Consider the following 22,842-nt stretch of genomic DNA (forward strand, 5'->3'; position numbering starts at 1 on the left):
GCACGATTTTACCCCCGATATGCCTGTTTTTGAACAAATGCACGAAGGTGGTGACCATTGTGAACACGTGTGACGAATGAGCCGAGTTATCCCCAGACGCCAACCCAGATGTTTGAGGATCAGCACCCTCGAACGGGCGCCGATCGTCGTCGCTAGGCTGGCCCGCATGTTGATCGCACTTGGAGACCGCGCCCCCGTCGTACCTGATTCCGCCTGGGTCGCTCCCGACGCGACGTTGGTCGGATCCGTGGAACTGTCCGAAGGGTCGTCCGTCTTCTACGGCGCCGTGCTGCGCGCCGACAACGAGCCGATCACCATCGGTCCACGCTCCAACGTGCAGGACAACTGCGTCTTCCACGTCGACAAGGGCAAGCCCGTGACGCTCGGTGAGGGCGTCTCCGTGGGCCACGGCGCGGTCATCCACGGGGCCACCATCGGCAACCACGTGCTCGTCGGGATGAACGCCACCGTGATGAACGGCTCCGTGATCGGCGACGAGGTGCTCATCGCCGCCGGAGCCCTGGTCACCGAGGGCATGGAGATCCCGCCACGCACGCTGGTCGCCGGCGTGCCCGCGAAGGTGCGTCGCGAGCTCACCGCGGAAGAGGTCGAGCGGTTGCACACGAACGCCGCCATCTACGAGCACCACCGCGACCTACACCGCGGTGGCACGGTCGTCGGCTGACCCGACTGGTCCTCGACTGATCCCAGGAAGCCAGTCACGCGTCGGGGTTCGCGGCGTACGCCTTGACGAAGTCGGTCGGATAGATCGGCAGGCACCAGTGCGAGTCACTGAAGGTCGGGATGCCGCCGGTCTTCCACTTCTCCCAGAAGACCGTGTAGGAGTCGGCCTCGTTGCCCATCGGCACGCTCTCGTAGTCGGGGTGGTTCTCCCGGAGCTGTGCCTCGAGCACGTCCGGATCGCCGCGAGTCTCCCCCTGTCCACCTGAGTTCTGGAAGTAGAACGCGCCCGTGCTGGTGTGCTCGTTGCCGTCATCGTCTGTGTAGCGCAGCTGCGCATCGTCGTCGTACCCGATCAGCACCTTGTAGTGCTCCGAGCTCCAGTGGCCCTCGCCCTGGTCCATCAGCTCGTCGATGGTGACGATCACCGGTACGCCGCAGTGGATCCAGCGCTTGAGCTGGGTGAGAGCCTCGGTCTTGCCGAGCGACTCGTAGGTGTAGCCCTGGCCGGAGAAGCCGCACCTCCAGGCACCGACGGTCATCGTCTCCTGGAGGGTGCCCGGCGACGGGTCGTCGGTGAAGATCGAGACCACCGCCGGGATCAACCCGCCGCTGACGTAGAGCAGGAACGAGTGCAGCCAGGTCGAGTCCCATCCGTCCTTGATGTGCTCACCGGCCCACTGCCCGTTGTCGCCCATCGGGTTGTAGCGCTGCGGCGCCCAGTAGCTGAACGCGTGCGCCAGCGAGAACAGGCCGCACCATCGGGTCTGCTGCTGGTGTTGTTGGGGGACGTTGCCCTGCAGGAACACCTTCGGCGGCGGGTCGACGTCCAACCGGGTCAGGTCGAACCCGTGGTCGAGTCCGACCTCGCGCACCGACCCGACGTCCATCACGACATCACGCACCGTGGTCACGATGAGTCCCCCGTCGGCGTGGCCGGCGATCACGTAACGACCGGCGGGCAGGTTGGAGATGAGCGTGCTCGACTCCTCCGGGTCCGTCGCCACCATGAGGATCTGGGGCGACTCGAGGTCTTCCTGCTTGACGAACGCGAACTTCTCGCAGGTGCCGCAGGGCGTGCCGGACTTGTCGAACGTCGACTGCCACTGCGCATGCTTGGCCGGGTACGTCGCCTTCGCCGGATGCACTGACAGCGCGACGATCTCGGGGTCGTGGAAGATGCGCAGCTGGTTGCTCGCCGCCAGGCCGACCCTGACGAAGGCAGTGGCGACCGGTACGTCGACCCTCGTCTGCGCGGACCCGTCGGAGACGACATACTCCCCCACCTCCGGGAACGCGACCGGGTTGCCCGCCGGGTCGAGGCCGAGGCCGTGGCGCACGACGACGGTGACCGGGCTGCCGATCCCAGGGCCGGACTGGATGGTCCAGGTGACGCCGTCGAGCGGTGACCCGTCGGCGGCAATGAAGACCGGCACGCTCGCGCCGAAGCGGTGCACCCACCGCACGGCCAGCAGGTTGAACATGTCGTAGAAGCTGTCCGGTCCGATGTCGCGGACCCGCAGGATCTCCAACCAGGTCTGGGGGTTGGCGTCGAGCAGCCGCTTGGGTGCCCTCGCTCCCGGGCCGCGGAAGAACCGGCCGCGGCCCGCGTTCGACAGCGACGGTACGACGAACGCGCCCGCCGTGTCGCGGAAGGTGGCGAACAGGTCCTCGCGGGTCAGTCCGGGCTCGTTGAGCAGGGCGACGAGGTCGGCGACCACCTGGTCGAAGAGCCACTCGTCGGGCTCGCCGATGATCGCCGCCGTGCAGCGGCGCACCATCGTCGACTTCCGCGGTGGGTAGTTGCCCGCCCGCTCCGCCGCCGTACGTTCGTCGACCACCTTCCCGCTCCCGTCGCCCCTCCCCTCCATCGTGGGGCCTGCGAACCGCCCACTGAATCCCCCAGACGGGCTATCTCGTGCTCCGGACCCCCGGGGCAGCAGGAGGCATGCGTCTCACGGCATTGACCACTCCGCCACTGCCACCTAGATTTACCTGTTACGCAGTGTCACAGACAATGGAGATCATCGTGAGTCGTTCAGAAGACCAAGTCGTACTCATCACCGGAGGCGCCCGCGGCATCGGGGCCGAGGTCGCGAAGTCGCTCGCCGCCCGGGGCGCGAAGGTCGTCATCACCGACCTCGATGAGACGGCCCTGGCAGAGACGGCCGCCGCGATCGGCGACAACGCCCTCGCCGTGGTGGCCGACGTCTGTGACCTGGCGGCCATGCAGGCCGCAGCCGACGCCACCCTGGAGCGCTTCGGCCGGATCGACGTCGTCGTGGCCAACGCCGGCATCGCCAGCTACGGCTCGGTGATGGCGGTCGACCCCGCCGCCTTCAAGCGGGTGCTCGACATCAACGTCCTCGGCGTCTTCCACACCGCACGGGCCACCGTGCCGGCGCTCGTGGACTCCCAGGGCTACCTCCTCGTGGTGTCCTCACTCGCCGCGTTCGCCGCAGCGCCCGGGCTCGCCGCCTACAACGCCAGCAAGGCCGGCGCCGAGCACTTCGCCAACGCCCTGCGGCTCGAGCTGGCCCACCAGGGCGTCGACGTCGGGTGCGCCCACATGTCGTGGATCGACACGCCCCTGGTGCGGGACGCCAAGAAGGACCTCTCCTCCTTCGAGGACATGATCAAGAAGATGCCCTACCCGCTGAGCCGGACCACGTCGGTCGACGCCTGCGTGAAGGCGTTCGTCAAGGGCATCGAGAAGCGCCGGCGCCACGTCTACTGCCCCGGCTGGGTGCGCGGCGTCGGCCTGAACCGCAACGTGGTCAACTCGGCCGCCGGCAGCAAGCCGGTCCTCAAGTTCGTCCCCGACCTGCTCCCCCGCATGGACGCCGAGGTGGCCGCTCTCGGGCGCTCCACCAGTGCACGCAACCTCGCCAACGCGGAGAACCCCGCGGCCGTCACCGACCCGAAGGACTGACCGTGTCCGAAGCTACCCACCTCGAAGTCCTCATCGTCGGCGCAGGGCTCTCCGGCATCGATGCCGCCGTGCACATCAGCCGGGCCTTCCCGGCGAAGAACTACGCCCTCCTCGAGCAGCGCGACGAGCTCGGCGGCACCTGGAGCCTGTTCAAGTACCCCGGCATCCGCTCCGACTCCGACATGTACACCCTCGGCTTCGGCTTCCGCCCCTGGGACGGCAGGAACGCGATCGCCGACGGCCCCGACATCCTGCGCTACCTGCGCGAGACCGCGACCGAGTACGGCGTCGACAAGCAGATTCGCTACAACCGCAAGGCAACGGACTTCGCGTGGTCCAGCGAGGACAGGTTCTGGACCGTCACCGTCGAGAACACCGCGACCGGAGAGACCGAGACGCTCACCGCCGACTTCCTGGTCTCGACCAGCGGCTACTACAACTACGAGGCCGGCTACACACCCCAGTGGGACGGCCTCGACGACTACCGTGGTCGTCTCGTGCACCCCCAGCACTGGCCCGAGGACCTCGACTACACCGGCAAGCGCGTGGTCGTGGTCGGCAGCGGCGCCACGGCCGTGACGCTGATCCCGTCGATGGCCCGCGACGCCGGACACATCACGATGCTGCAACGCACGCCGACCTACATCGTCAGCCAGCCCAGGGTCGACCCGATCGCCCAGACGCTCAAGAAGACGCTCCCCCGTTCACTGGCCGCGCGGGCGATCCACGCCCGGTACGCCGCAGTCACGATCGGCTTCTACGAGTTCTGCCGGCGCAGCCCGAAGGTCGCGAAGGTGCTGCTCAAGCGCTGGGCCAAGCTGCACCTGCCCGACGACTTCGACTACGACACGCACCTCACGCCGCCGTACGACCCGTGGGACCAGCGCCTGTGTGTGATCCCGGGGGCCGACCTGTTCAAGGCAATCCACAGCCACAAGGTCGACGTCGTGACCGACCACATCGAGAAGTTCACCGAGACGGGCATCAGGCTCAAGTCCGGCCAGGAGCTGGAGGCCGACATCGTCGTCACTGCCACGGGCCTCGACGTGATCCCGATGGGCGGCGCTTCGATCGAGGTCGACGGGGAGAAGGTCGACCTCGGCAAGACCTTCACCTACAAGGCGATGATGCTCAGCGGCATCCCCAACTTCGCCTTCATCGTGGGCTACACCAACGCCTCCTGGACGCTGAAGGCCGACCTCGTGTGCGAGTACGTCGTACGCCTCCTCGAGCACATGGACCAGCACAACCTGAAGGTGGCCGCCCCACGGCAGGAGGAGGGCCTCGAGCCCGCCCCGCTGCTCGACCTCGAGTCGGGCTATCTCCAACGCGCGGCCGGCCGGCTGCCCCTCGCCGGCGACCGGGACCCGTGGCGCCTGAAGCACAACTGGTACTTCGACAAGAAGTTCCTGCGCGGCAGCTCGGTCGACGACGGGGTGATGGAGTTCGCCGACTGACGGCGTACGACGCGTCCGGCGCGACGACCTTGCGACTCCCTGTCGAGCCCCGCTTCCGACCGTCGCGGTGGAGTGCCGGCTGCACGCATCCGTGGGGGTGGGTGGCGCGTGCAGCCGGCGGATCAGGAGGCCTGGCCGGCCAGTCCGAGCGCCTCGTCGGGTGAGGCCTGGGGGATGCGCATCTCGAAGGTGTCGGTGACGACCGTGTAGTCGTAGTAGCCCATTCGCGCGATCGGCTTGATCTTCGGGATGTCGAGCCTGCCTTCGGGCGTGAGCACCGACTCGTCGATGTGGATCCGCTCGACCTTGGCGAACACGATGTCGATCGTGCCGACGTTGGAGTCCCCCACCATGCGGTGCGTGGAGAGGTAGCGGCACTCGAAGTGCACGGGGCTCTCGCCGACCATCGGCACCGGCGCCAGGTCGGCGTACCGCTTTGTCACCCCGACGCGGTCGAACTCGCTCTCGTGGGCGGGCAGGGCCATGGCACTTGTGTTGACCGCCTCGCGCAGGTCCCAGGTGGCCATGTTCCAGACGAACCAACCGGTCTGCTCGGCGTTGAGCACGGTGTCCTTGCGGCGACCGTCGGGGTACTGGTTGGCGGAGAACATCACCATCGGCGGGTCGAAGGTCAGGTTCTGCCACTGGCTGTACGGCGCGAGGTTCTCGACGCCGTCGGGACTGACGCTCGACAGCCAGCCGATCGGGCGCGGAACGGTGCAGCTCTTGAACGGCGAGAAGGGCAGCGGGCTCTTCTCGCTCGCGGGGTCGTACTTCATGGCGAGTCCTTGGGGGTCAGCGGCCGACGGGCACGCGGTGGGTGGGCGGGACCTCGTTGCGGATCCGTGCGGAGAAGGCGTAGTAGAGGCCGCCGGAGACCACGAGTCCGAGGACCCAGGCGAACTCGGCTCCACCCATCCAGCTGGCGATCGGGCCGGTGTAGAGAGTGCTGTGCATGAACGGGATCTGGATCAGCACGCCGATCCCGTAGGCGACGAACGCCCCCACGTTGAACTTGCCGTAGATGCCGTTCGCGTCGAACAGTGCGCCCACGTCGTACTTCTCCTTGCGCACCCAGTAGTAGTCGACGAGGTTGACCGCCGACCACGGCGTCATGAAGTAGAGCAGGAACAGGAGGAAGTCGGTGAAGGTGGAGAGGAAGTTGTCGGTCGCCGCCAACGCGATGGCCAGGGCGACAGCCGAGATGAGCCCGATGTAGACCACGCGGTGGCGCAGCGCGATCGCGGACTGATGGGTGAGGCTGGTGACGATCGTGGCGACCGACATGTATCCGCCGTACGAGCTCAGCGTGTTGCCGGTCAGCTTCCCGAGGATCACCGCGACCAGCACGAGCGGTCCGAAGAAGCCACCGAGGTCGGCGAGGTAGCCCACCTGGTTGGCGCCGAACTTCTCGCCGCCGAGCGAGGCGGCGAACGCGCCCAGGATCATTGCCAGCGAGGCACCGATCACGCTGCCGGCGAAGGTCCAGCCGATCGTGGTCGACTTCGGGGTCTCGGTCGGGAGGTAGCGCGAGTAGTCGGCGATGTAGGGGCCGAAGGTCAGTTGCCAGGAGGCGGCGAGAGAGATCCCCAGGACGAACGGGGCCGCGGCGAAGGCGCCGCTCCCGAGCATGTCGTCGAAGCCCGGATCGCCGAGGATCTTGACGAACAGGCCGAGGAACACGACACCGCTGAGGACCGCAGCCACGTGCGCGAAGCGGTGGATGTGGCGGTAGCCGAAGATCGCCAGGGTCGTCGACATCAGCGCGAACACCACCGCGCCCATCTGTTGCGACACGTGGAGCAGGTCGGCAATGGCCTGCCCGCCGAGGACCAGGCCGGTGGCGTAGAAGCCGAGGTAGATCATCAGGGCCAGCACCAGCGGCAGGATCGCGCCGTAGTAGCCGAACTGGGCCCGGCTCTGGATCATCTGGGGCACGCCGAGACGCGGCCCCTGCGCCGAGTGGAGTGAGGTGAAGAATCCGCCGGCGACGTTGCCGATCACGATCGCGGGGATCGACCAGAGCGCACTGTTGCCGAGGATGACGAACAGGGCTCCGGTCACGACGGCGGTGATCGAGGTGTTGGCGGCGAACCAGACGAAGAGAAGGCTGCGGGCGTTGCCGTGCCGTTCGTCGGCGGGGACGAAGTCGATCGAACGTTGCTCAATGGTGGATGTCTTGCTCATGACATCCCTTCCGTTCGGAGGTCATCGCCAGACTACGCAGCGATCTGTGACCCGGGTCTCAAGGTGGACAACGAGCATGCAACCAATATATTGGTCATATATCAAGGGTTCGGGCGAAGAAATCTTCGTCCCACCTCCGACGAGCCGACGCCGGCCACGGGCGCCAGCGCCCCTAGGATCAAGACGAAAGGGGAACGTGATGACGACTCCGGGCAAGGCCGCACAGGCCTACCAGGTCATCGAGCAGATGATCGTCTTCCAGGATCTCGAACCGGGATCGCTGGTCTCCGAGGCATTCCTCATGGAGAAGACCGGGCTCGGGCGTACGCCGGTGCGAGAGGCCCTGCAGCGACTCTCGCGCAACCACATGGTCGAGATCCATCCGAACAAGGGCGTGCTGATCCCGGCCACCTCCGTCGAGGCGCAGCTGCGGATGCTCGAGCTGCGCCGCAGCCTGGAGTCGCTGGCCGTCGAGCTCGCATGCGAGCGTGCCACGGCCTCCGAGCGCCGAGACATCGAGGCGATGGCGACCCGGATCCGTGAGGACGAATTCACTCTCAAGGAGTACGCCGAGACGGTGAAGGCCACGCACCAGCTCATCGCGTCCAGCGCCCACAACGACTACCTCGCGGATGCGATGGCGCCCCTCCAAGGGCTCTCACGACGCTTCTGGTTCACCCACGTCGTCGACGAGGTGGCCGAGATCAAGGCCGGCGCCGCCCTGCACACCGCCATGCTCGAGGCGATTCTCGCCAGTGACGTCGACGCGGCGACCGCGGCCTCCGCCGAGCTCAACGACTACCTGGTCGACTTCGCCCTCGGCACGCTGAACCACTCTCCGGCTCGCCGCTGACGGGGCGGCTGGTCCTCAGCCGTCCTCGCCCCAGTTGGCCAGGATGGCGGCCGTCGGCGGGATCACCGCTGCGATCGCGGACATCACCACGGCGGCGGTCGTCGACCACAGGCGCACGACGTTCCATGCCAGCAGGATCAGCAGGAGGCAGGTGCCCATCAGCGTGAAGTAGATGCGCTGTCGCCGCTTCTGTCGGCGGGAGCGCGACTCCTTCACGTCGGTCACCCGGGTCGGTGCTTGCTGCGTCGCACCCCTCAAGTGTGCCGCGCGGACCTGACGCCTGATGGTCAGTCGACGTCGTCGACCAGCTCGGCCTGCGAGGGCGGGTCGTCCGGGGTCTGGGTCGATTCGCGGCGCGTGCCCTCCGGGTCGTCGGTGCGCTCGTCGGACTCCTCGAGGATCGCCTCGGCCTGGGCGTGCGGGTCATCAGCGCCACCCGCATGCTCTTCCTCGGGCAGCTGCTCGGCGCGGGAGTCGATCCGGGCGTCGTCGGGAGACTCAGTCATGACCCGAACCTAGCAACGCCCACGACACCCTGGCCATGGCTGCGCCCCGGGGGCGGTCGGGACCACGTCCACCGGGTGGAGACCACTCGACTGATCGGCAAGGATGCGTTCATGGTCACTGCACACGTCACCAATGTCCTGACGGGGCTCGAGGCTCAGCGACAGGGACTCGAGGAGCTCTACCGAGACCTGCACGCCCACCCGGAGCTGCCCCACCAGGAGACGCGCACCGCAGGGCTGGTGGCGAAGCGGTTGCGCGAGTCGGGCTGCGAGGTGCACGAAGGCGTCGGGGGCACCGGCGTGGTCGGCGTGCTGCGCAACGGCGACGGCCCGACGGTGCTGATGCGTGCCGACATGGACGCGCTGCCGGTGAAGGAGGAGACCGGGCTGCCCTACGCGAGCACGGCCACCGCCACCGACGAGACCGGCGCGGAGGTGCCGGTCATGCACGCCTGCGGCCACGACGTGCACGTGACCAGCCTGCTGGGCGCCGTCGCGTTGCACGCCGCCGCGCTGGACGACTGGAACGGCACCCTCGTGGCAGTGTTCCAGCCGGCCGAGGAGCGGGCCGACGGCGCCGACGCGATGGTCCAGGGCGGCATCGTCGACCTGGTCGAGAGACCCGACGTGGCCTTCGCGCAGCACGTGCTCGCGATGCCCACCGGAACCGTCGGAACCCGCGTGGGACCTGTGCTCTCGGCCGCGGACAGCATGCGCATCACGCTGTTCGGGCGCGGTGGCCACGGCTCGATGCCGCACGCCACGGTCGACCCCGTGGTGCTTGCGGCGATGATCGTCGTACGCCTCCAGACTGTGGTGTCGCGCGAGGTCGCGCCGACCGCGCCCGCCGTGCTCACGGTCGGCAGCCTGCACGCCGGCACCAAGAGCAACATCATCGCGGACAGGGCGGTGATCGAGCTCAACGTGCGGTCGTACGACGACAGCACCCGCACGCGCATCGTCGACGCGATCAGGCGGATCGTGATCGCGGAGTGCGAGGCCTCGGGCAGCCCGAAGCAGCCTGAGTTCGAGCTCTACGACCGCTACCCACTGACTGACAACGATGCCGGGGTGACCGAGCGACTGGCCGCCGCCTTCGCCGACCACTTCGGCGCGGCGGCCGGCGAGCTGCCTCTGCAGTCCGCCAGCGAGGACTTCTCGCGACTGCCCGACGCATGGGGAATCCCCTACTCCTACTGGGGTCTGGGTGGGATCGACGCCGAGAAGTACCGCCTTGCCGAGGAGGCCGACCGGGTCGACCAGGACATTCCTGCCAACCACTCCCCCACGTTCGCGCCCGTCATCCAGCCCACCCTCGACACCGGCGTCACCGCACTCGTCGTCGCCGGCATGGCCTGGCTGGGGGCCTGACGAACGCCTCAGTTCGCGCAGCGGATGCACGTGCGGGCAACAGGCCTGGCCTCGAGACGCCCTTCGCCGATCGGCAGTCCGCACGTCTCACACGTGCCGTAGGTGCCCGCGACCAGGCGCTCGAGGGCGGAGTCGATCTCGTCGAGGTGGCGCCGGGCCTGCCTCACCAGGGCTCCGACCTGTGACCGCTCGAAGGCGATCGTGGCCCCCTCGGGATCGTGCTCGTCGTCAGCATTGGTGTCCCGCGAGGCGGCCACCACCTCGTCGAAGTCCTCCGTCAGACCGGCGAGGCGCTGAAGGGTCTGCTTCCGTTCGTCCTCGAGTCGTCCGCGGGCACCGTCCATCCGTTCATTCTTGCCCGTGCCGGGTTCCAGGGCGCGCATTCCCTCGACGCAAGGCCAGGTCACGACAGAGCCGAGAGACGCCGTCCGCAGCTGGTGCGAGAATCGGGAGCATGACGGCATGGCACGACCTCGAAGCCGCCGAGCCGGAGTTCGCCCGGCGCGTGCAGGCCCTGTTCGACGCGCACCGGCACAAGACGATCGCGACGCTGCGGGCCGATGGCGCACCGCGCATCTCGGGGATCGAGGCCGCCTTCAAGGATGGCCGGCTGACCTTCGGATCGATGCCGAACTCCCGCAAGGGATCCGATCTGCGCCGCGACCCGCGGTTCGCTCTGCACAGTGCGACGGTGGACCCGGTGGACGGCTCCGAGGCGTCCTGGCCGGGCGAGGCGAAGATCGCCGGCCGGGCACTCGTGACTGACCCGTCACCCGACGGCGACGCCTTTCACGCCGACATCGCCGAGGTCGTGCACACCCACCTCAACGCCGAGGCGACCAGGCTGGTCGTCGAGTGGTGGACGCCCACCGACGGACTCCAGCGGGTCGAACGCGAGTAGCCCCGAGCGCGGGAGCGATCACTCGTTGATGGCCTCGATGCCCTGCCGCTCGAGCTCGGCCAGGTGGTCGCGCATGTGCTGCAGCACCTCGGGTGCGTGCGGTTCCCAGTCGGTGACCTCACCGACGACGCGGATCGGCTCGCTGGTGCGGTACGAACGGGTCGGGTTGCCCTTGAACCTCTTGTTCGTCAGGTTCGGGTCGTCCTCGAATAAGCCGGTGGGCTCGACCTGGTAGATCCGCTCGGGCGCGTCGGCCTTCGTCCCGTGGAAGAAGGGGCCGTTCTCGGTCGGCACTGTCTCCATCACGTCGCTCATGTCGCCATGATGGCGCAACGGACGGTCAGGCGCGCAGGACCTTCTCCATCGCCTTGCCTTTGGCCAGCTCGTCGACCAGCTTGTCAAGGTAGCGGATCTTCTGTATCAGGGGATCCTCGATCTGCTCCACACGGATGCCGCACACCACGCCGGTGATCAGCTCCGCGTTCGGGTTCAGTCGAGCCTGCGCGAAGAACTCCTCGAACGTGGTCTCCTCCTCGAGGTGGTGCGCGAGCGCCTGCTCGTCGTACCCGGTCAGCCACTCGATGACCTGGTCGAGCTCGGCCTTCGTGCGGCCCTTCTTCTCCACCTTCGTGACGTAGTGGGGGTAGACCGACGCGAAGCTGACGGTGAAGATGCGGCTCATGGGCGTCAGGGTAGTCGGGCGCACGGTGTCACGCCGGTGACCACATGAGCCGGTGGATACTTGACCGGCAACCGTCCATCCGGGACGGTCCTGTGAACGGGGCACTCATGAAGGACAAGCAGCGCGAGCGCGTCAGCGAGATCGTCGGACCGATGCTCGACGCCGGCGAGACCGTCGAGGCGATGGCCCAGGCGATCGTCAAGTCGGCGCCGGCCGAGCAGGGCAGGGTCGGGGGCGCCGCACGCAGGCTCAACAAGGCAGTCAACGCCCGCAGCGCCGCCCGGGCCGAGGGGTTCGTCGTCGTCACCGACCGGCGGATCATCTGCCTGGGCAAGAGTGCCGCCATGCGCCCCACCGGAGAGGTCGTGGCGCAGCTCGGTCGCAGCGACATCGACCACGCCGACTACAAGCGTGGGGTGACCTCGACGTTGACCCTGTGGCCGCAGGAGGGCGACGGCCTCGAGTTCACCTTCGGGCTGATCCTGCGGTCGTCGGCCGACGAGCTGGCCAGGGTGCTCGGCGCCACGAGCTGACGCTGCGGCTCAGGCCAGACCCGGCGCGCCGATCGCCAACGCCACCACCGCGGCTGCACCTTGTACGTCGGGCAGTGCTCCCCCGGCCCTGCGCGCATTGGCGTGGTCGAGCATGACCGACACGAACGTCTCAGCCGCCTGACGACGCAGTTTCGCCGCGACGCTCCACTCGGCGGCCTGCTCCAGTGCAGACTCGGTGAGCTCGACGAGCGAACGGCGCAGCTTCCGCAGGTGGTCGCGCACCTCCGGGTGCGTGCCGCTCTCACGGAAGATGATCGTCCGCAGGACCAGCGAGTCGTGGTCCTCCAGTCCGAGTCGACGGTGCATGGCGAGCAGCGAGGCGGCCGGGTCGCCACGGCGTACGACGTCGGCGACGGTGTCCTTCGTCGGCGTCGGGAGCCGCTCCTGCAACAGCGTCAGCAGCAGGTCGATCTTGCGTGGGAAGTAGTAGAAGACCAGCCCCTTCGGCACGCTGGCGGCCTCGGCGACACGCGCAGTCGGCGTGGCGTCGAAGCCGTCAACGGCGAAGAGTTCCTCCGCCGCGTCCAGAATCCGGGTGCGGCGGTCGGTGGCAGCCTTCACTCGACTAGTGCGCGATCGGCCCGTGGTGCAGGTGCAGCCGGTGTTCGATCTGCGGCACCTCGAGCACGCCGGCGACAAGCGTGATGGCTCCGACGATCCAGGCCGTCAGGGCCATGTCGTCGATGTTGGCGAACCCCATCACCCACGGTGCGACGATGAAGAGAACACCCATGAGCACGAGCGCGTACTCCGAGATCTTGTCGTCCGGCATGGCCACCGACCACAGGGAGACGGCCATCGTCGCGACGCCCAGGACCACCATCGTCCAGGTCGCCATGTCGTCCGTGTCGGTCCAGAGCGGCGACAGCGCGGCGTACGCACCAGCCAGCAGCGCCACCAGGGCCTGCCATCGAGTCAACTTCGGCATGACTGATCCTCATTTCCTACCCGAATCCGTCGTCCTCAGGCGGATCATTCACCACCAGAATGCTCCTTGTTTGACCGCCCGGTCAAGAGTGGCGGGGAAGGCTCGGGCGCGCCCAACCGCGTCTGACCTAGCCTGAAACCATGAGTGACATTCCCTCCCTCACCCTCAATGACGGTACGACGCTTCCGGCGATCGGATTCGGCACCTACACGCTCACCGGATCCGACGGCGTCGACGCAATCCGCAGCGCCCTCGACGCCGGCTACCGACTGCTCGACACGGCGGTCAACTACGGCAACGAGGAGGAGGTCGGCCGGGCGGTGCGCGAGTCGGGCCTTCCCCGTGACGAGGTGCTGATCACCAGCAAGCTCCCCGGTCGGCATCACGCGTACGACGACGCGGTCGCGTCCACCAAGGAGTCATTGGGGCGCCTCGGCGTCGACCACCTCGACCTGCACCTGATCCACTGGCCGAACCCGACCGTCGACAAGTACGCCGACGCCTGGCGCGCCCTCGTCGACCTGCAGCAGCAGGGTCTGGTCCGCTCCATCGGGGTCTCGAACTTCACCGCCGACAACCTGAACCGGATCATCGCCGAGACCGGCGTGACGCCGGCGGTGAACCAGGTCGAGCTGCACCCGTGGTTCCCCCAGGTCGAGATGCGGGTCGCCAACGAGGCCCGCGGCATCGTGACGTCGTCCTGGAGCCCACTGGGCAAGCGCAACGCCCCGTTCGACGAGGCACCGGTGCGTGACGCTGCCGAGTCCCACAACGTCACGCCGGCCCAGGTGGTGCTGCGCTGGCAGGTGCAGATCGGTGCCCTTCCGATTCCGAAGTCGGCCACACCCCAACGACAGCAGGAGAATCTGGCCGTCTTCGACTTCGTCCTCACTGACGACGAGGTCGCGGCCATCACCGCACTCGGCCGCCCCGACGGCCGGCTCTTCGGCGGCGACCCGGAGACCCACGAAGAGATGTGACCCGCGTCTGGAAGTCGACGTGGACCCTGCGGTGACTGCGCTCGCTCAGTTCACCGACAGCGGAGTCGCGATCTGGTTGACCACGCCTGCCGGCAGTCCGGCGTTCGCGGCGGTCGTCGCCTTCAGCTCCCATCCGTTCCTGGCACCGGCGCTGGCGCCGCACGCGGGGTTGTCGATGGTGGCCGCAGTGAAGCCGGTGTTCGCGGCGGCACCGCTGCCGTCCAGGACAGCGGGCACGGCCAGCGTGTTCGCGCTGCCCAGATAGACCAGGGTCTTCCCGTAGAGCCAGGACGGGTTGGGGCCGCCGGAGTTGAGGTAGGCGGTGCCGGTGCAGTCGGCGCCGGTGTAGTACGCCTGTGCCGGGGCGATGCTGCCGTCCCAACCGACGGTGAGCATGTAGCCGTTGCTGGTCAGGACGGTCACGCTGTTGCGGGCGATCGACTGCACCTTGCCGACAGTGACACCGTTGCCGTCCTTCAGCACGGTCCCTCCACCGGCGGGTCCTGCGGGACCGGCCGGACCGGTCGCTCCGTCGGCACCGTCCTCACCTGCGGGGCCGGCCGGACCCACGGGGCCGGCCGGGCCGGCGGGCCCCTGCGGGCCGGTGGTTCCGTCACTACCGCTGGCGCCGTCCTCACCGGCCGGACCTGCAGGCCCGGTCGCTCCGTCGGCACCGTCCAGGCCGTCTGCGCCGTTCAGGCCGTCGGCGCCGTTCGCGCCCGTCGCGCCGTCCTCACCGTTGGTCCCGTTCTTGCCGTTCGTGCCGTCCTTGCCTGCCAGCGCCATGATCCTGGCGTGGGTGCGCGAGTCCATCTGGTCCCAGCCGACCGAGCCGGTGCGCAGCTCAGACCTCCCGATGCCGTCGGCAGCGATGTCCCACGACTGGATGGACTGGTTCGCGATGTCGCCACTGCCGATGAGACGCGCGGCGACCGCCGTCGTCGGGGTGACGACTACAAGTGCGCCGATCGTGGCGAGAGCGATGAGCGCCGACTTCGGCTTCGGCTTGCGGAACAAGGACACGCGGACCTCCTGAGTAGTCCCGAGATCCCCAAATTTGGGTATGCCAAAGGCTCCCAGAATCCGCACCGGGCCATACCGGTTTTCGCACTATTGGCCTTGCCTGCCCGGGCGTTCACGGCGGTGCGGAGGGTCGCGGACTGCCCACGTAGGATCGGGCGGTGCGCCTGCTACTCATCCGTCATGGTCAGACTCCGAACAACGTGACGGGAGCGCTGGACACCGCCTTCCCCGGAGCCGGTCTGACCTCGCTCGGCGAGGCCCAGGCACGCGCCGTCCCGGGTGCGCTCGCCGACGAGGACATCGCCGGCGTCTATGCCTCCCGCCTGGTCCGCACCCAGCTGACCGCCGCCCCACTCGCCGAAGCGCTCGGGCTCGAGGTCGGCGTACGCCCCGGGTTGGAGGAGGTCGCGGCCGGCGACCTGGAGATGCACACCGAGCGCGACTCCGTTCACGCCTATCTCGACTGCCTGATGCACTGGATGCACGGCGATCTCGCGCGTGCCATTCCCGGTGGCACCGACGGCCACGAGTTCTACGAAGGCTTCGATGCGGCACTGTGCTCCATCGCCGAGGCGCACGCTCCCGATGACACCGTCGCGGTGTTCAGCCACGGCGGAGCGATCCGCGTCTTCACCGCGTTGGCGGCCAGGCTCGACCCGGACGCCTCGGACGACCTACGGATGATGAACACCGCCTGGGGCGTCCTCGAGGGGCACCCCGGCACCGGTTGGGAACTGGCGCACTGGCACGGCGACCCGCTCGGCGGCCATCAGCTCGAGGACCAGCGGGCGCACGACGTGACCGGAGAGAGTGTCGAGGAGGGCCTCGACGAGTCCTGAGGGCGAGCCCTCGGGTGCGCGGTCCGCTCAGTCGAGTCCCGTCGCTGAGCGGAGCCACGCCCATGCTCGCGCCACCTCGTCGGCGCGAGGCCGGGTGGCAGGCACCAGGTGCGTGGGGCGAGGCACCCGGTCGTGCCAGAATCGGCCGGTCGGCGGCGCAGGTCGGGTCGCCGCCAGCCAGACGCTGGTGTCGGCTCCCTGCCGATCGTCACGCAGGATCGGCCGGGTCAGCCGTCGGAACGTCGGCAACGACTCCCTCACCCCAGGAGTGTCCGCCCAGCCCGGGTGCATCCCGGCCAGCACCATGCCGTCGAAGGACCAGCGGTCGGCCAGCAGCGGGAGCATCTCCACCTGCATGCGCTTGGACCGGGCGTAGGCAACCGACGGCGAGTACTCGCCCAAGCGGAATTCGGGGTCGCCGGCCGGAAGCCGCTGGGCATACATCCCGCCGCTGCTGACCAGGACCGTCCGGCCGCTGTGGAGGCGGTCGCGCAGCAGCTCGGTCATCAGCACCGGCCCGAGCACGTGCACCGCCATGCTCAGCTCGTGGCCCTGAGGTGACTCCGTGCGTTCGGGCGGCATGACCCCCGCGTTGTGGATGAGGGCGTGGACCGAGGTGAGGTCAAGTTCGTCCGCGAAACGGCGTACGTCGTCGAGGTCGGCCAGGTCGCACCGCGTGACGCGCAGGTCGGCATCGCCGACTCGGGAGATGATCTGCCCACGGACCCGTTCGCCCTTCACCTCGTCGCGCACCACCATGTGCACCGCGGCACCCAGGCGCGCCAGGCCCTCCACACAACCGATCCCGAGGCCGGAGCTTGCCCCGGTCACGAGAACGTGTCGCCCGGCGAGTGCTCCGGGCTGAGGGTCCGCGGGCCAACCCGGCAACCGGCGCCGGACCTCGAAGCCGATGCGGCTGTAGCCCGGTGCCAGCGTCCGGTCCATCAACGTGTCCAGCGCCCTCACCGGGAGAGTGGCTGCCTCCGCCGCGCTCACCGGCCGTCTCCCAGCGCATCGAGGCACGCTTGCATCTGCCGGATGGTCTTGCGAGCCAGGGCCGGGAGGTAGGCCGCCACCAGTGGAGCGGCGTACTTCGCGGCGCCGGTGAAGGAGAACTCGGCGTGGTAGGTCACCTCGGAACCACCATCGACGCCGGCCCTCACACCCAGCACGTCGTGACCCTCGAACTGCTCGTTGCGTCCGACCAGGTGGATGCGGGTGGGCCGCTCCAGCTCTGCGACGGTGTAGCGGATCTCGGACTCGCGCCCCATGAACGAGGAGACATTGCGGTATACGCTGCCCACCTCGCCGCCGCCCTGCACGAGGTCGCAGGTCTTCGTGCCCGGGTCCCACTCCTCGGCGTTGCGGAAGTCGGCAAGGTAGTCGTGGACCCGCTCCGGCGGGGCGGTCGTGGTGAACGTGCGGGTGATCGAAGGTCTCATCTGTTCGGCTCCACACTGTCGGAGAGACCGGGAGGCACGGGGGTCATCCCGGTCGGGACGTCATGCAGTACCCACGCGGAGAGATCGAACCCGCCACACTCCCGGCATCGGCCGCATGCGGCACGGTCCGTCGGGTACGGAGAAGCATGACCGAGAACCCGAACTACGACCCCCAGACCCGCCCCAACATCGGCCCCGGCTCCTCGGAGCCCGAGCCGGAGACGCCTCCCACCGATCCCGCCGGCGACACAGGCGCAGGCGACCACGCCGAGCACCATGACGGCGATGGGCAGGACGGTGACACCGGCTTGGTCACGTCCCAGGACCCGCCGCCCGAGGGCAGCCAGCGCGAGAACGCCGAGACCGCCCTGGACCAGCCCTCGGAGGGCTCCGAGTAGTTTGTCGGACGCCGTACGCGTCGGGTCAGAGGACCTCGTCGAGTCGTGAGGTGTCGAGGCTGGCGGCCAGGTCGGCGATCGTCGTACCAGCGAGCGAGTCCCGCCAGGCACGTTCGGCATCGGCCATCACCTTGGCGATGCCGCAGGCCTCGAGGCACTTCTCGGGAGGCTGGGCCAGCACGCCCTGCTGCCGGATCTCCGTGCAGCGGAAGGCCGGCCGCTCTCCGTCGATCGCCTGGACGACCTGCAGGACCGTGATCTCGCCGGCGTCCCGGGCGAGGGCGTAGCCCCCGTCGCGGCCCTCACTCGGCACGATCAGGCCGGCCCGGGCGAGCTGGTGCAGGTGCTTGGCGAGGTAGGCCTTCGACACCCCGTGCAGCTCGGCCAGCCGAGCGCTGGGCACCGGTTGCTCCGCCTGGCTGAGTACGACGCAACAGTGGATGGACCACTCCACCCCGGCCGAAAGCTTCACCCGGCCATCCTTGCAGGCCGGACCTGCTCAGTCGCGATCACGTAGCCATTCGTCGAGCGTGGTCGGCGCGATCCAGGCGCCCGCGCCGGGCGTCGCGACCAGCGCCGCGTCATCGAGCACCGCGCCGAAGTAGCCGGCCTGAGGATCCGGGACCACGGTCCGGGTGTCCCCCGTCGCCCTGAACTCGCGACGGATCAGCTCATCGATCCCCAGTGCCTCGGGGCCGGCGATCTCGAGGGTTCCGTTGACCGGGGCTCCCGTGACCACCTCGGCCAGGTGGGTGACCACGTCACGAGAGGCGATCGGCTGCAGGGTTGCCGGCGTGGCCCGGACAGTGCCGTCCTCGGTCCCCGCGTCGGCGATGCCCGCGATGAACTCGAAGAATTGCGTCGAGCGGACGATCGTGAAGGGGACGCCACCAGCGGCGACCCCGGCCTCCTGCGCCAGCTTTGCCCGCATGTAGCCCGACTCGGTGAGCCGGTCCGCGCCGACGATCGAGAGGATCACGTGGTGGCCCACACCGGCGCGCTCCTCGGCCGCGACCAGGTGTGCCGTGGAGTCGCGGAAGAAGGCGAGGACGTCGTCGTCTGCCCAGGACGGCGAGTTGGTCAGGTCCACGACCACGTCCGCCCCCTTGACCGCATCGGCCACGCCCTTGCCGGTCGTGGTGTCGATGCCGTCCTCGCGTCCCAGCGCGTCGACCTGATGGCCCTGCTCCCCCAGTCGGGCAGCCAGCTGGCTGCCGATCAGGCCTGCTCCGAAGATGACAACCTTCATGATCCCACTCCTTACTGAGACAAGTTTTGTAGTAGTTTACTACGACACTCCTTGTCCGAGTCAAGGAGTGTCCTGCCCATCCCCGACAACGGGGAAGTCGACCGGCTCGGGTATCGCGCGTCGCCATGCGTGCTCCTTCCGTTCGACGCACCACGCGTCGTACTCATCGGAGTCGTACTCATCGGAGGACACCATGGCAACCGGACGCAGCGACCACGACCACGACAGGACGACGCGGGAGCGAGCGGAGGAGCCGCTCACCGTCGACCAGGAGCTGGAGCTCGGCGACCGACAGGGTGAGCCCGACTGGTTCGACCTCAACCGCCTGCGCTCCCCCGCCGAACGCGAGGCGGAGCCGTCGGGGAGCGTCGGCCTCGGCGAGGAGCTGCTCCGCGACGAGATGGTGCACAGCGTCGACGAATGGACCCCGGAGAACTCCCGGACGATCATCGGCGGACCGCGCTCGCTGGGCGTCCACCGTCCGCGGATGCTGCGCCGGTTCAACGGGTCGCCCGTCGAGCCCGCGAACTTCACCCAGATCTATGACGGTGAGAGCCGGCAGGTCTACTCGACGACCGCGGCCCCGTGGGTCCGCATCGGTCAGCTGGACACCGGTCGTGGCAAGGGCAGCGCCACGTTGATCGGGGAGTCCACGATCCTGACGGCCTCCCACGTCGTGGCGAACTCATGGTCCCCGGGTGGTCCGGTGAGCGGGAACGTGACCTTCACACCCGGCATGTTCGACGGCACGTCGGTGCTCGGCGGGAGCTGGACGGCCAACGTCATCGGCATCGCCGCGTGGGAGCAGTTCGTCGGGCAGGACGGCTACGACATGGCCGTCTGCCAGCTGGACCAGCCCTTCGGCCGGTGGCTCGGCTACTTCGGCTACCGGACGTACGACGACGACTGGGAGGACCTGCACGTCTGGAACCACGCGGGCTATCCCTACGACCTGAGCGCGACCGGCCAGCGGCCCTGCTTCGAGCTCGGCATCTCGGTGCACGACGACGACAGTGACAGCTATGACACGCTCGAGCTCGAGACCAGGGCCGACATCGCCAGCGGTCAGTCCGGCGGACCGCTGTGGGGTCGCTGGACCAATGGTGGTCGCCAGGTCATCGGCACCCTCAGTGGCCGTGAGGACAACTTCGCCGAGGAGAAGAACAGCCTCTTCGCCGGCGGCAACGGCCTGAGCCGACTCTGCAGGTGGGGCCGCGACAACTGGGGCTGAGGGTGTCGGCAGCCGCGCGGGTCAGATCGGCAGAGCCTTGCCAGGGTTGAGGATTCCGTGCGGATCGAGCGCGGCCTTCACCGCGTGGTGCATCTGCGCCACGGCCGGCGAGAGCTCCTGTCCCAGTCCGGCGCGCTTGAGGAGGCCGATCCCGTGCTCCCCCGTCACCGTGCCGCCGGCCTCGAGCGCAACCCGCAGGATCTCGTCGAACGCGGCCCGGGCCCGCACCCCTGCAGCCTCGTCGCCCGGCGGCGTGACCAGCAGGGGATGCAGGTTGCCGTCGCCGGCGTGGGCGATGTTGGCCACCATGACGTCGTGGGCGCGGCCGATGTCGCGCACCTGTCCGAGCACGTCGGCCACGCGCGCAAGCGGCACGCAGATGTCCTCGGTCAGCACCACGCCCTTGCGCTCCATGGCGGGGAAGGCAAAACGCCTGGCGGCGTACAACGCCTCCGACTCCTGCTCGTCCTCGGAAGCTGCGGTGAAGGTCGCCCCGGCCTCCTCGAAGCAGCGGATCAGCTCCTTCGTCTCATGGACCGCCAGCTCACCCGGCGCGTCGGTGCGACCGATCAGCACGGTGTCGGCGTCGTTCGAGAGGCCCATGTGCTTCCACTCGTCGACGGCCTCCAGGCAGCCGCGGTCGACGAGCTCGAGGACGCTCGGTGAGATGCCGGAGGCGCCGATCAGCGCGACCGCGCGACCGGCGTCCTCCAACGAGTCGAAGTTGCCGATGACGGTGGTCGCAGACGGCGGCAACGGCCGCAGGGCGAGCACGACCTCGGTGACGACGCCCAGGGTTCCCTCCGACCCGACGACCAGGCCGCGCAGGTCGTAGCCGGCAACGCCCTTGGCGGTACGCCGACCGAGCCGCACCACCTCCGCGGTTCCGGTGACCACCTCGAGCTCGCGCACGTAGTCGCCGGTGACGCCGTACTTCACGCAGCACATGCCGCCGGCGTTGGTCGCGACGTTGCCGCCGATCGTCGACCAGGGGCTGCTGGCCGGGTCGGGCGGATACCAGAGCCCGTGCTCCACGAGCGCGGCACGGAAGTCGTCGTTGACCACACCGGGCTGCACGCGCGCCAGCCGGTGCTCGACGTCGACCTCGAGGATCTGGTCCATCCGCTCCATCGACACGACCACGGCGTCGGCAGTGGCATTGGCCCCGCCCGACAGGCCCGTGCCCGCGCCCCGGGTCACCAGCGGAGTGCCGGTCGCGACGCACGCCGCCACGACCGCACGCACCTCCTCCGTCGTGCGGGGACGCACCACCGCCGCCGGGACGTCGTACGCCGCCCACACCGAGCGGTCGTGCGCGTAGGCCGACGTGGAGTCGGGGTTGGTCAGCACGTCGAGGCCCTCGATTGCCTCGAGGGCCTCCACGATCGGGGCCGAGACGGTGGACGCGGTCATCGGGTCTTTCCTTCGGTCGAGGTCTCGTGCAGCTGCGTGTCGGGCAGCGACGGCAGCAGCAACACCTTGCCTGCATCCTCCCGCATCAGCTCAAGGGCGAGCGGGAGCCCGCTGAGCGGCAGCCGGTGCGTCAGGAGCCCGGCCAGGTCGACCCGGCCGGAGATCACCAGCTCCGAGAGCCGGTCCCAGGTGCCCCACAGGGACCGACCGAAGCTGCCCCGCAGGGTCAGTCCCCGGGTGATCAGGGTGCGCGTGACCGGCAGTGCGACCTCGCCCTTGACCAGGCCCACGACGACGACGGTGCCCTCGTTGCGTGTCGCGTCGAGGACGGTGGACAGCGCCGCGCCCGCGCCCGAGCACTCGAAGGCCACTTCGTAGCCACCGCGGTGGCGCGTCGTCGGGTCGGCGACCTCCATCGGGTCCACACCGACGTCGAGCACGACGGCGCCGGACCGCTCGGCCATCTTGCGACGCATGGGGTTGGGCTCGACCACGGTGACGATGCGGGCGCCCATGGCCACGGCGATCTGGACGAGCACCAGCCCGACCGGGCCTGCACCCGAGACCAGGACGCTGCTGCCGGCCAGGGACACTCCGCTGCGCAGCACGGCGTGCATGGCGCTGCCCCCGGGCTCGAGCAGTGCGGCCTCCTCGAGCCCGATTGCGTCGGGCAGGGCGAAGCAGCTCGCTGCCGGGACGACGACGCGCTCCGCGAACGCGCCGTCGAGGTGGACGCCGAGCAGCTGCACCCGCGCGCAGTTGTGGCCGTCGCCGTTTCGACAGAAGAAGCACTCGCCGCAGTGGAGGTGGGTCTCGACCGTCACCCGGGTGCCGACGGCGACCCGCGTCATGGGGTCGGCCTCCACGACGATCCCGGCAACCTCGTGCCCCATCGTGACGGGGAACCTCATGCCGAAGTCGTCCAGCACCGGTCCGGAATCGTGGATCGCGGCATCCGTGCCGCACACGGACGCCGCGGCCACCTCGATGCGCACCTGGCCGGGGAGCAGCACCGGCTCCGGTCGATCGGTGACGAACCGGCAGCCGGGTCCGCGGTCTGCCTTGACTGTCGCTCGCATGAGCGCCTCCTTCGCGTTGCTCCCATGCTCGGCGGGAACGACGGGGCGACGGCACCGCTGCGAGACGAGACCGCAGATCGGCACCTTCGACAGATGTCGAAACACCGCAGGGGACGTGCTCGACGCCCGCACGTAG

28 protein-coding genes are annotated in these 22,842 nt (G+C 68.9%); 11 read left to right on the forward strand and 17 right to left on the reverse strand.

Annotated features, from left to right (window positions below; translation table 11 throughout):
• Positions 1-166: 166 nt before the first annotated feature.
• On the forward strand, positions 167-685 hold the full coding sequence (locus ASD66_RS13880) for a gamma carbonic anhydrase family protein (RefSeq protein ID WP_056680487.1): 519 nt from the start codon (positions 167-169) through the stop codon (positions 683-685).
• 34 nt (positions 686-719) lie between these two features.
• On the opposite strand, the gene ASD66_RS13885 is transcribed toward ASD66_RS13880, so the two are convergent.
• Entirely contained in the window at positions 720-2,522 is a 1,803-nt protein-coding gene (locus tag ASD66_RS13885) for a C39 family peptidase (protein WP_056680176.1), read from the reverse strand.
• 188 nt (positions 2,523-2,710) lie between these two features.
• On the opposite strand from ASD66_RS13885, the gene ASD66_RS13890 reads away from it, so the two are divergent.
• Together ASD66_RS13890 and ASD66_RS13895 are read left to right on the forward strand one after the other, a co-directional pair.
• Positions 2,711-3,613 (forward strand): SDR family oxidoreductase, encoded by a 903-nt coding sequence (locus tag ASD66_RS13890; RefSeq protein WP_235530090.1) that lies wholly within the window; start codon positions 2,711-2,713, stop codon positions 3,611-3,613.
• A gap of 2 nt (positions 3,614-3,615) precedes the next feature.
• Positions 3,616-5,070 (forward strand): flavin-containing monooxygenase, encoded by a 1,455-nt coding sequence (locus tag ASD66_RS13895; protein ID WP_162254276.1) that lies wholly within the window; start codon positions 3,616-3,618, stop codon positions 5,068-5,070.
• A gap of 122 nt (positions 5,071-5,192) precedes the next feature.
• Here the strand turns inward: ASD66_RS13895 and ASD66_RS13900 are convergent, their stop codons facing one another.
• Both ASD66_RS13900 and ASD66_RS13905 read right to left on the reverse strand, forming a co-directional pair.
• Positions 5,193-5,849 carry a flavin reductase family protein gene (locus ASD66_RS13900; RefSeq protein WP_056680170.1) on the reverse strand — a complete coding sequence of 219 codons (657 nt, stop codon included), beginning with the start codon at positions 5,847-5,849 and terminating at the stop codon, positions 5,193-5,195.
• A gap of 16 nt (positions 5,850-5,865) precedes the next feature.
• Positions 5,866-7,257 carry a purine-cytosine permease family protein gene (locus ASD66_RS13905; RefSeq protein ID WP_056680167.1) on the reverse strand — a complete coding sequence of 464 codons (1,392 nt, stop codon included), beginning with the start codon at positions 7,255-7,257 and terminating at the stop codon, positions 5,866-5,868.
• A gap of 199 nt (positions 7,258-7,456) precedes the next feature.
• Between ASD66_RS13905 and ASD66_RS13910 the strand changes: the two genes are divergently transcribed.
• Positions 7,457-8,110 (forward strand): GntR family transcriptional regulator, encoded by a 654-nt coding sequence (locus ASD66_RS13910; RefSeq protein WP_056891234.1) that lies wholly within the window; start codon positions 7,457-7,459, stop codon positions 8,108-8,110.
• Between the two features lie 15 nt (positions 8,111-8,125).
• Here the strand turns inward: ASD66_RS13910 and ASD66_RS13915 are convergent, their stop codons facing one another.
• Positions 8,126-8,335: a DUF3099 domain-containing protein gene (locus tag ASD66_RS13915; protein ID WP_056680161.1), complete on the reverse strand. Its 210-nt coding sequence runs from the start codon at positions 8,333-8,335 to the stop codon at positions 8,126-8,128.
• 62 nt (positions 8,336-8,397) lie between these two features.
• Entirely contained in the window at positions 8,398-8,616 is a 219-nt protein-coding gene (locus ASD66_RS13920) for a hypothetical protein (RefSeq protein ID WP_056891235.1), read from the reverse strand.
• A 111-nt stretch (positions 8,617-8,727) separates the two neighbouring features.
• Between ASD66_RS13920 and ASD66_RS13925 the strand changes: the two genes are divergently transcribed.
• Positions 8,728-9,987 carry an amidohydrolase gene (locus tag ASD66_RS13925; protein WP_056891475.1) on the forward strand — a complete coding sequence of 420 codons (1,260 nt, stop codon included), beginning with the start codon at positions 8,728-8,730 and terminating at the stop codon, positions 9,985-9,987.
• An 8-nt stretch (positions 9,988-9,995) separates the two neighbouring features.
• Here the strand turns inward: ASD66_RS13925 and ASD66_RS13930 are convergent, their stop codons facing one another.
• Positions 9,996-10,370: a TraR/DksA family transcriptional regulator gene (locus ASD66_RS13930; RefSeq protein ID WP_235530091.1), complete on the reverse strand. Its 375-nt coding sequence runs from the start codon at positions 10,368-10,370 to the stop codon at positions 9,996-9,998.
• 71 nt (positions 10,371-10,441) lie between these two features.
• Here ASD66_RS13930 and ASD66_RS13935 point away from each other — a divergent pair, with 71 nt between their 5' ends.
• Complete coding sequence (locus ASD66_RS13935) at positions 10,442-10,888, forward strand: pyridoxamine 5'-phosphate oxidase family protein (protein ID WP_056891236.1); 447 nt, start codon at positions 10,442-10,444, stop codon at positions 10,886-10,888.
• An 18-nt stretch (positions 10,889-10,906) separates the two neighbouring features.
• On the opposite strand, the gene ASD66_RS13940 is transcribed toward ASD66_RS13935, so the two are convergent.
• Both ASD66_RS13940 and ASD66_RS13945 read right to left on the reverse strand, forming a co-directional pair.
• Positions 10,907-11,203: an NAD(+)--rifampin ADP-ribosyltransferase gene (locus tag ASD66_RS13940; protein WP_082599491.1), complete on the reverse strand. Its 297-nt coding sequence runs from the start codon at positions 11,201-11,203 to the stop codon at positions 10,907-10,909.
• Positions 11,204-11,228: 25 nt separating this feature from the next.
• A complete protein-coding gene (locus ASD66_RS13945; protein ID WP_056891237.1) occupies positions 11,229-11,570 on the reverse strand; it encodes a DUF2200 domain-containing protein in 342 nt (113 codons plus the stop codon).
• A gap of 107 nt (positions 11,571-11,677) precedes the next feature.
• On the opposite strand from ASD66_RS13945, the gene ASD66_RS13950 reads away from it, so the two are divergent.
• A complete protein-coding gene (locus ASD66_RS13950; RefSeq protein WP_156388674.1) occupies positions 11,678-12,103 on the forward strand; it encodes a hypothetical protein in 426 nt (141 codons plus the stop codon).
• Between the two features lie 9 nt (positions 12,104-12,112).
• Here the strand turns inward: ASD66_RS13950 and ASD66_RS13955 are convergent, their stop codons facing one another.
• Both ASD66_RS13955 and ASD66_RS13960 read right to left on the reverse strand, forming a co-directional pair.
• A complete protein-coding gene (locus ASD66_RS13955) occupies positions 12,113-12,685 on the reverse strand; it encodes a TetR/AcrR family transcriptional regulator (RefSeq protein ID WP_056891238.1) in 573 nt (190 codons plus the stop codon).
• A 4-nt stretch (positions 12,686-12,689) separates the two neighbouring features.
• Positions 12,690-13,052, reverse strand: coding sequence for an SPW repeat protein (locus ASD66_RS13960; protein WP_056680137.1), 363 nt, complete (start codon positions 13,050-13,052; stop codon positions 12,690-12,692).
• Between the two features lie 140 nt (positions 13,053-13,192).
• Here ASD66_RS13960 and ASD66_RS13965 point away from each other — a divergent pair, with 140 nt between their 5' ends.
• A complete protein-coding gene (locus tag ASD66_RS13965; RefSeq protein WP_056891239.1) occupies positions 13,193-14,032 on the forward strand; it encodes an aldo/keto reductase in 840 nt (279 codons plus the stop codon).
• Positions 14,033-14,077: 45 nt separating this feature from the next.
• Here ASD66_RS13965 and ASD66_RS25545 read toward each other — a convergent pair whose 3' ends face one another.
• Complete coding sequence (locus ASD66_RS25545) at positions 14,078-15,055, reverse strand: collagen-like protein (RefSeq protein WP_056891240.1); 978 nt, start codon at positions 15,053-15,055, stop codon at positions 14,078-14,080.
• 158 nt (positions 15,056-15,213) lie between these two features.
• Between ASD66_RS25545 and ASD66_RS13975 the strand changes: the two genes are divergently transcribed.
• Positions 15,214-15,894 carry a histidine phosphatase family protein gene (locus tag ASD66_RS13975; protein ID WP_056891241.1) on the forward strand — a complete coding sequence of 227 codons (681 nt, stop codon included), beginning with the start codon at positions 15,214-15,216 and terminating at the stop codon, positions 15,892-15,894.
• 27 nt (positions 15,895-15,921) lie between these two features.
• On the opposite strand, the gene ASD66_RS13980 is transcribed toward ASD66_RS13975, so the two are convergent.
• Positions 15,922-16,890, reverse strand: coding sequence for an SDR family NAD(P)-dependent oxidoreductase (locus tag ASD66_RS13980; RefSeq protein ID WP_200950040.1), 969 nt, complete (start codon positions 16,888-16,890; stop codon positions 15,922-15,924).
• On the reverse strand, positions 16,887-17,336 hold the full coding sequence (locus tag ASD66_RS13985; protein WP_056891242.1) for an SRPBCC family protein: 450 nt from the start codon (positions 17,334-17,336) through the stop codon (positions 16,887-16,889). Before ASD66_RS13985 ends, ASD66_RS13980 begins: the two co-directional genes overlap by 4 nt.
• Before the next feature lie 146 nt (positions 17,337-17,482).
• On the opposite strand from ASD66_RS13985, the gene ASD66_RS13990 reads away from it, so the two are divergent.
• Positions 17,483-17,734: a hypothetical protein gene (locus ASD66_RS13990; RefSeq protein WP_056680117.1), complete on the forward strand. Its 252-nt coding sequence runs from the start codon at positions 17,483-17,485 to the stop codon at positions 17,732-17,734.
• A gap of 25 nt (positions 17,735-17,759) precedes the next feature.
• Here the strand turns inward: ASD66_RS13990 and ASD66_RS13995 are convergent, their stop codons facing one another.
• Both ASD66_RS13995 and ASD66_RS14000 read right to left on the reverse strand, forming a co-directional pair.
• Positions 17,760-18,206, reverse strand: a complete 447-nt coding sequence (locus tag ASD66_RS13995) for an RrF2 family transcriptional regulator (protein ID WP_056891243.1) — start codon at positions 18,204-18,206, stop codon at positions 17,760-17,762.
• 27 nt (positions 18,207-18,233) lie between these two features.
• Positions 18,234-18,983, reverse strand: a complete 750-nt coding sequence (locus tag ASD66_RS14000; RefSeq protein WP_056891244.1) for an SDR family oxidoreductase — start codon at positions 18,981-18,983, stop codon at positions 18,234-18,236.
• A 193-nt stretch (positions 18,984-19,176) separates the two neighbouring features.
• Here ASD66_RS14000 and ASD66_RS14005 point away from each other — a divergent pair, with 193 nt between their 5' ends.
• The gene (locus ASD66_RS14005; RefSeq protein ID WP_056891245.1) at positions 19,177-20,214 is read left to right on the forward strand and encodes a trypsin-like serine peptidase; all 1,038 of its coding nucleotides are present in this window, start codon (positions 19,177-19,179) and stop codon (positions 20,212-20,214) included.
• Between the two features lie 21 nt (positions 20,215-20,235).
• Here ASD66_RS14005 and ASD66_RS14010 read toward each other — a convergent pair whose 3' ends face one another.
• Positions 20,236-21,627: an FAD-binding oxidoreductase gene (locus ASD66_RS14010; protein ID WP_056680106.1), complete on the reverse strand. Its 1,392-nt coding sequence runs from the start codon at positions 21,625-21,627 to the stop codon at positions 20,236-20,238.
• Positions 21,624-22,706 (reverse strand): zinc-dependent alcohol dehydrogenase, encoded by a 1,083-nt coding sequence (locus ASD66_RS14015; RefSeq protein ID WP_056891246.1) that lies wholly within the window; start codon positions 22,704-22,706, stop codon positions 21,624-21,626. The genes ASD66_RS14010 and ASD66_RS14015 overlap by 4 nt, the downstream gene beginning before the upstream one ends.
• Positions 22,707-22,842: the final 136 nt, after the last annotated feature.

It is taken from the genome of Nocardioides sp. Root151, assembly GCF_001427925.1.
Lineage (GTDB): Bacteria > Actinomycetota > Actinomycetes > Propionibacteriales > Nocardioidaceae > Nocardioides.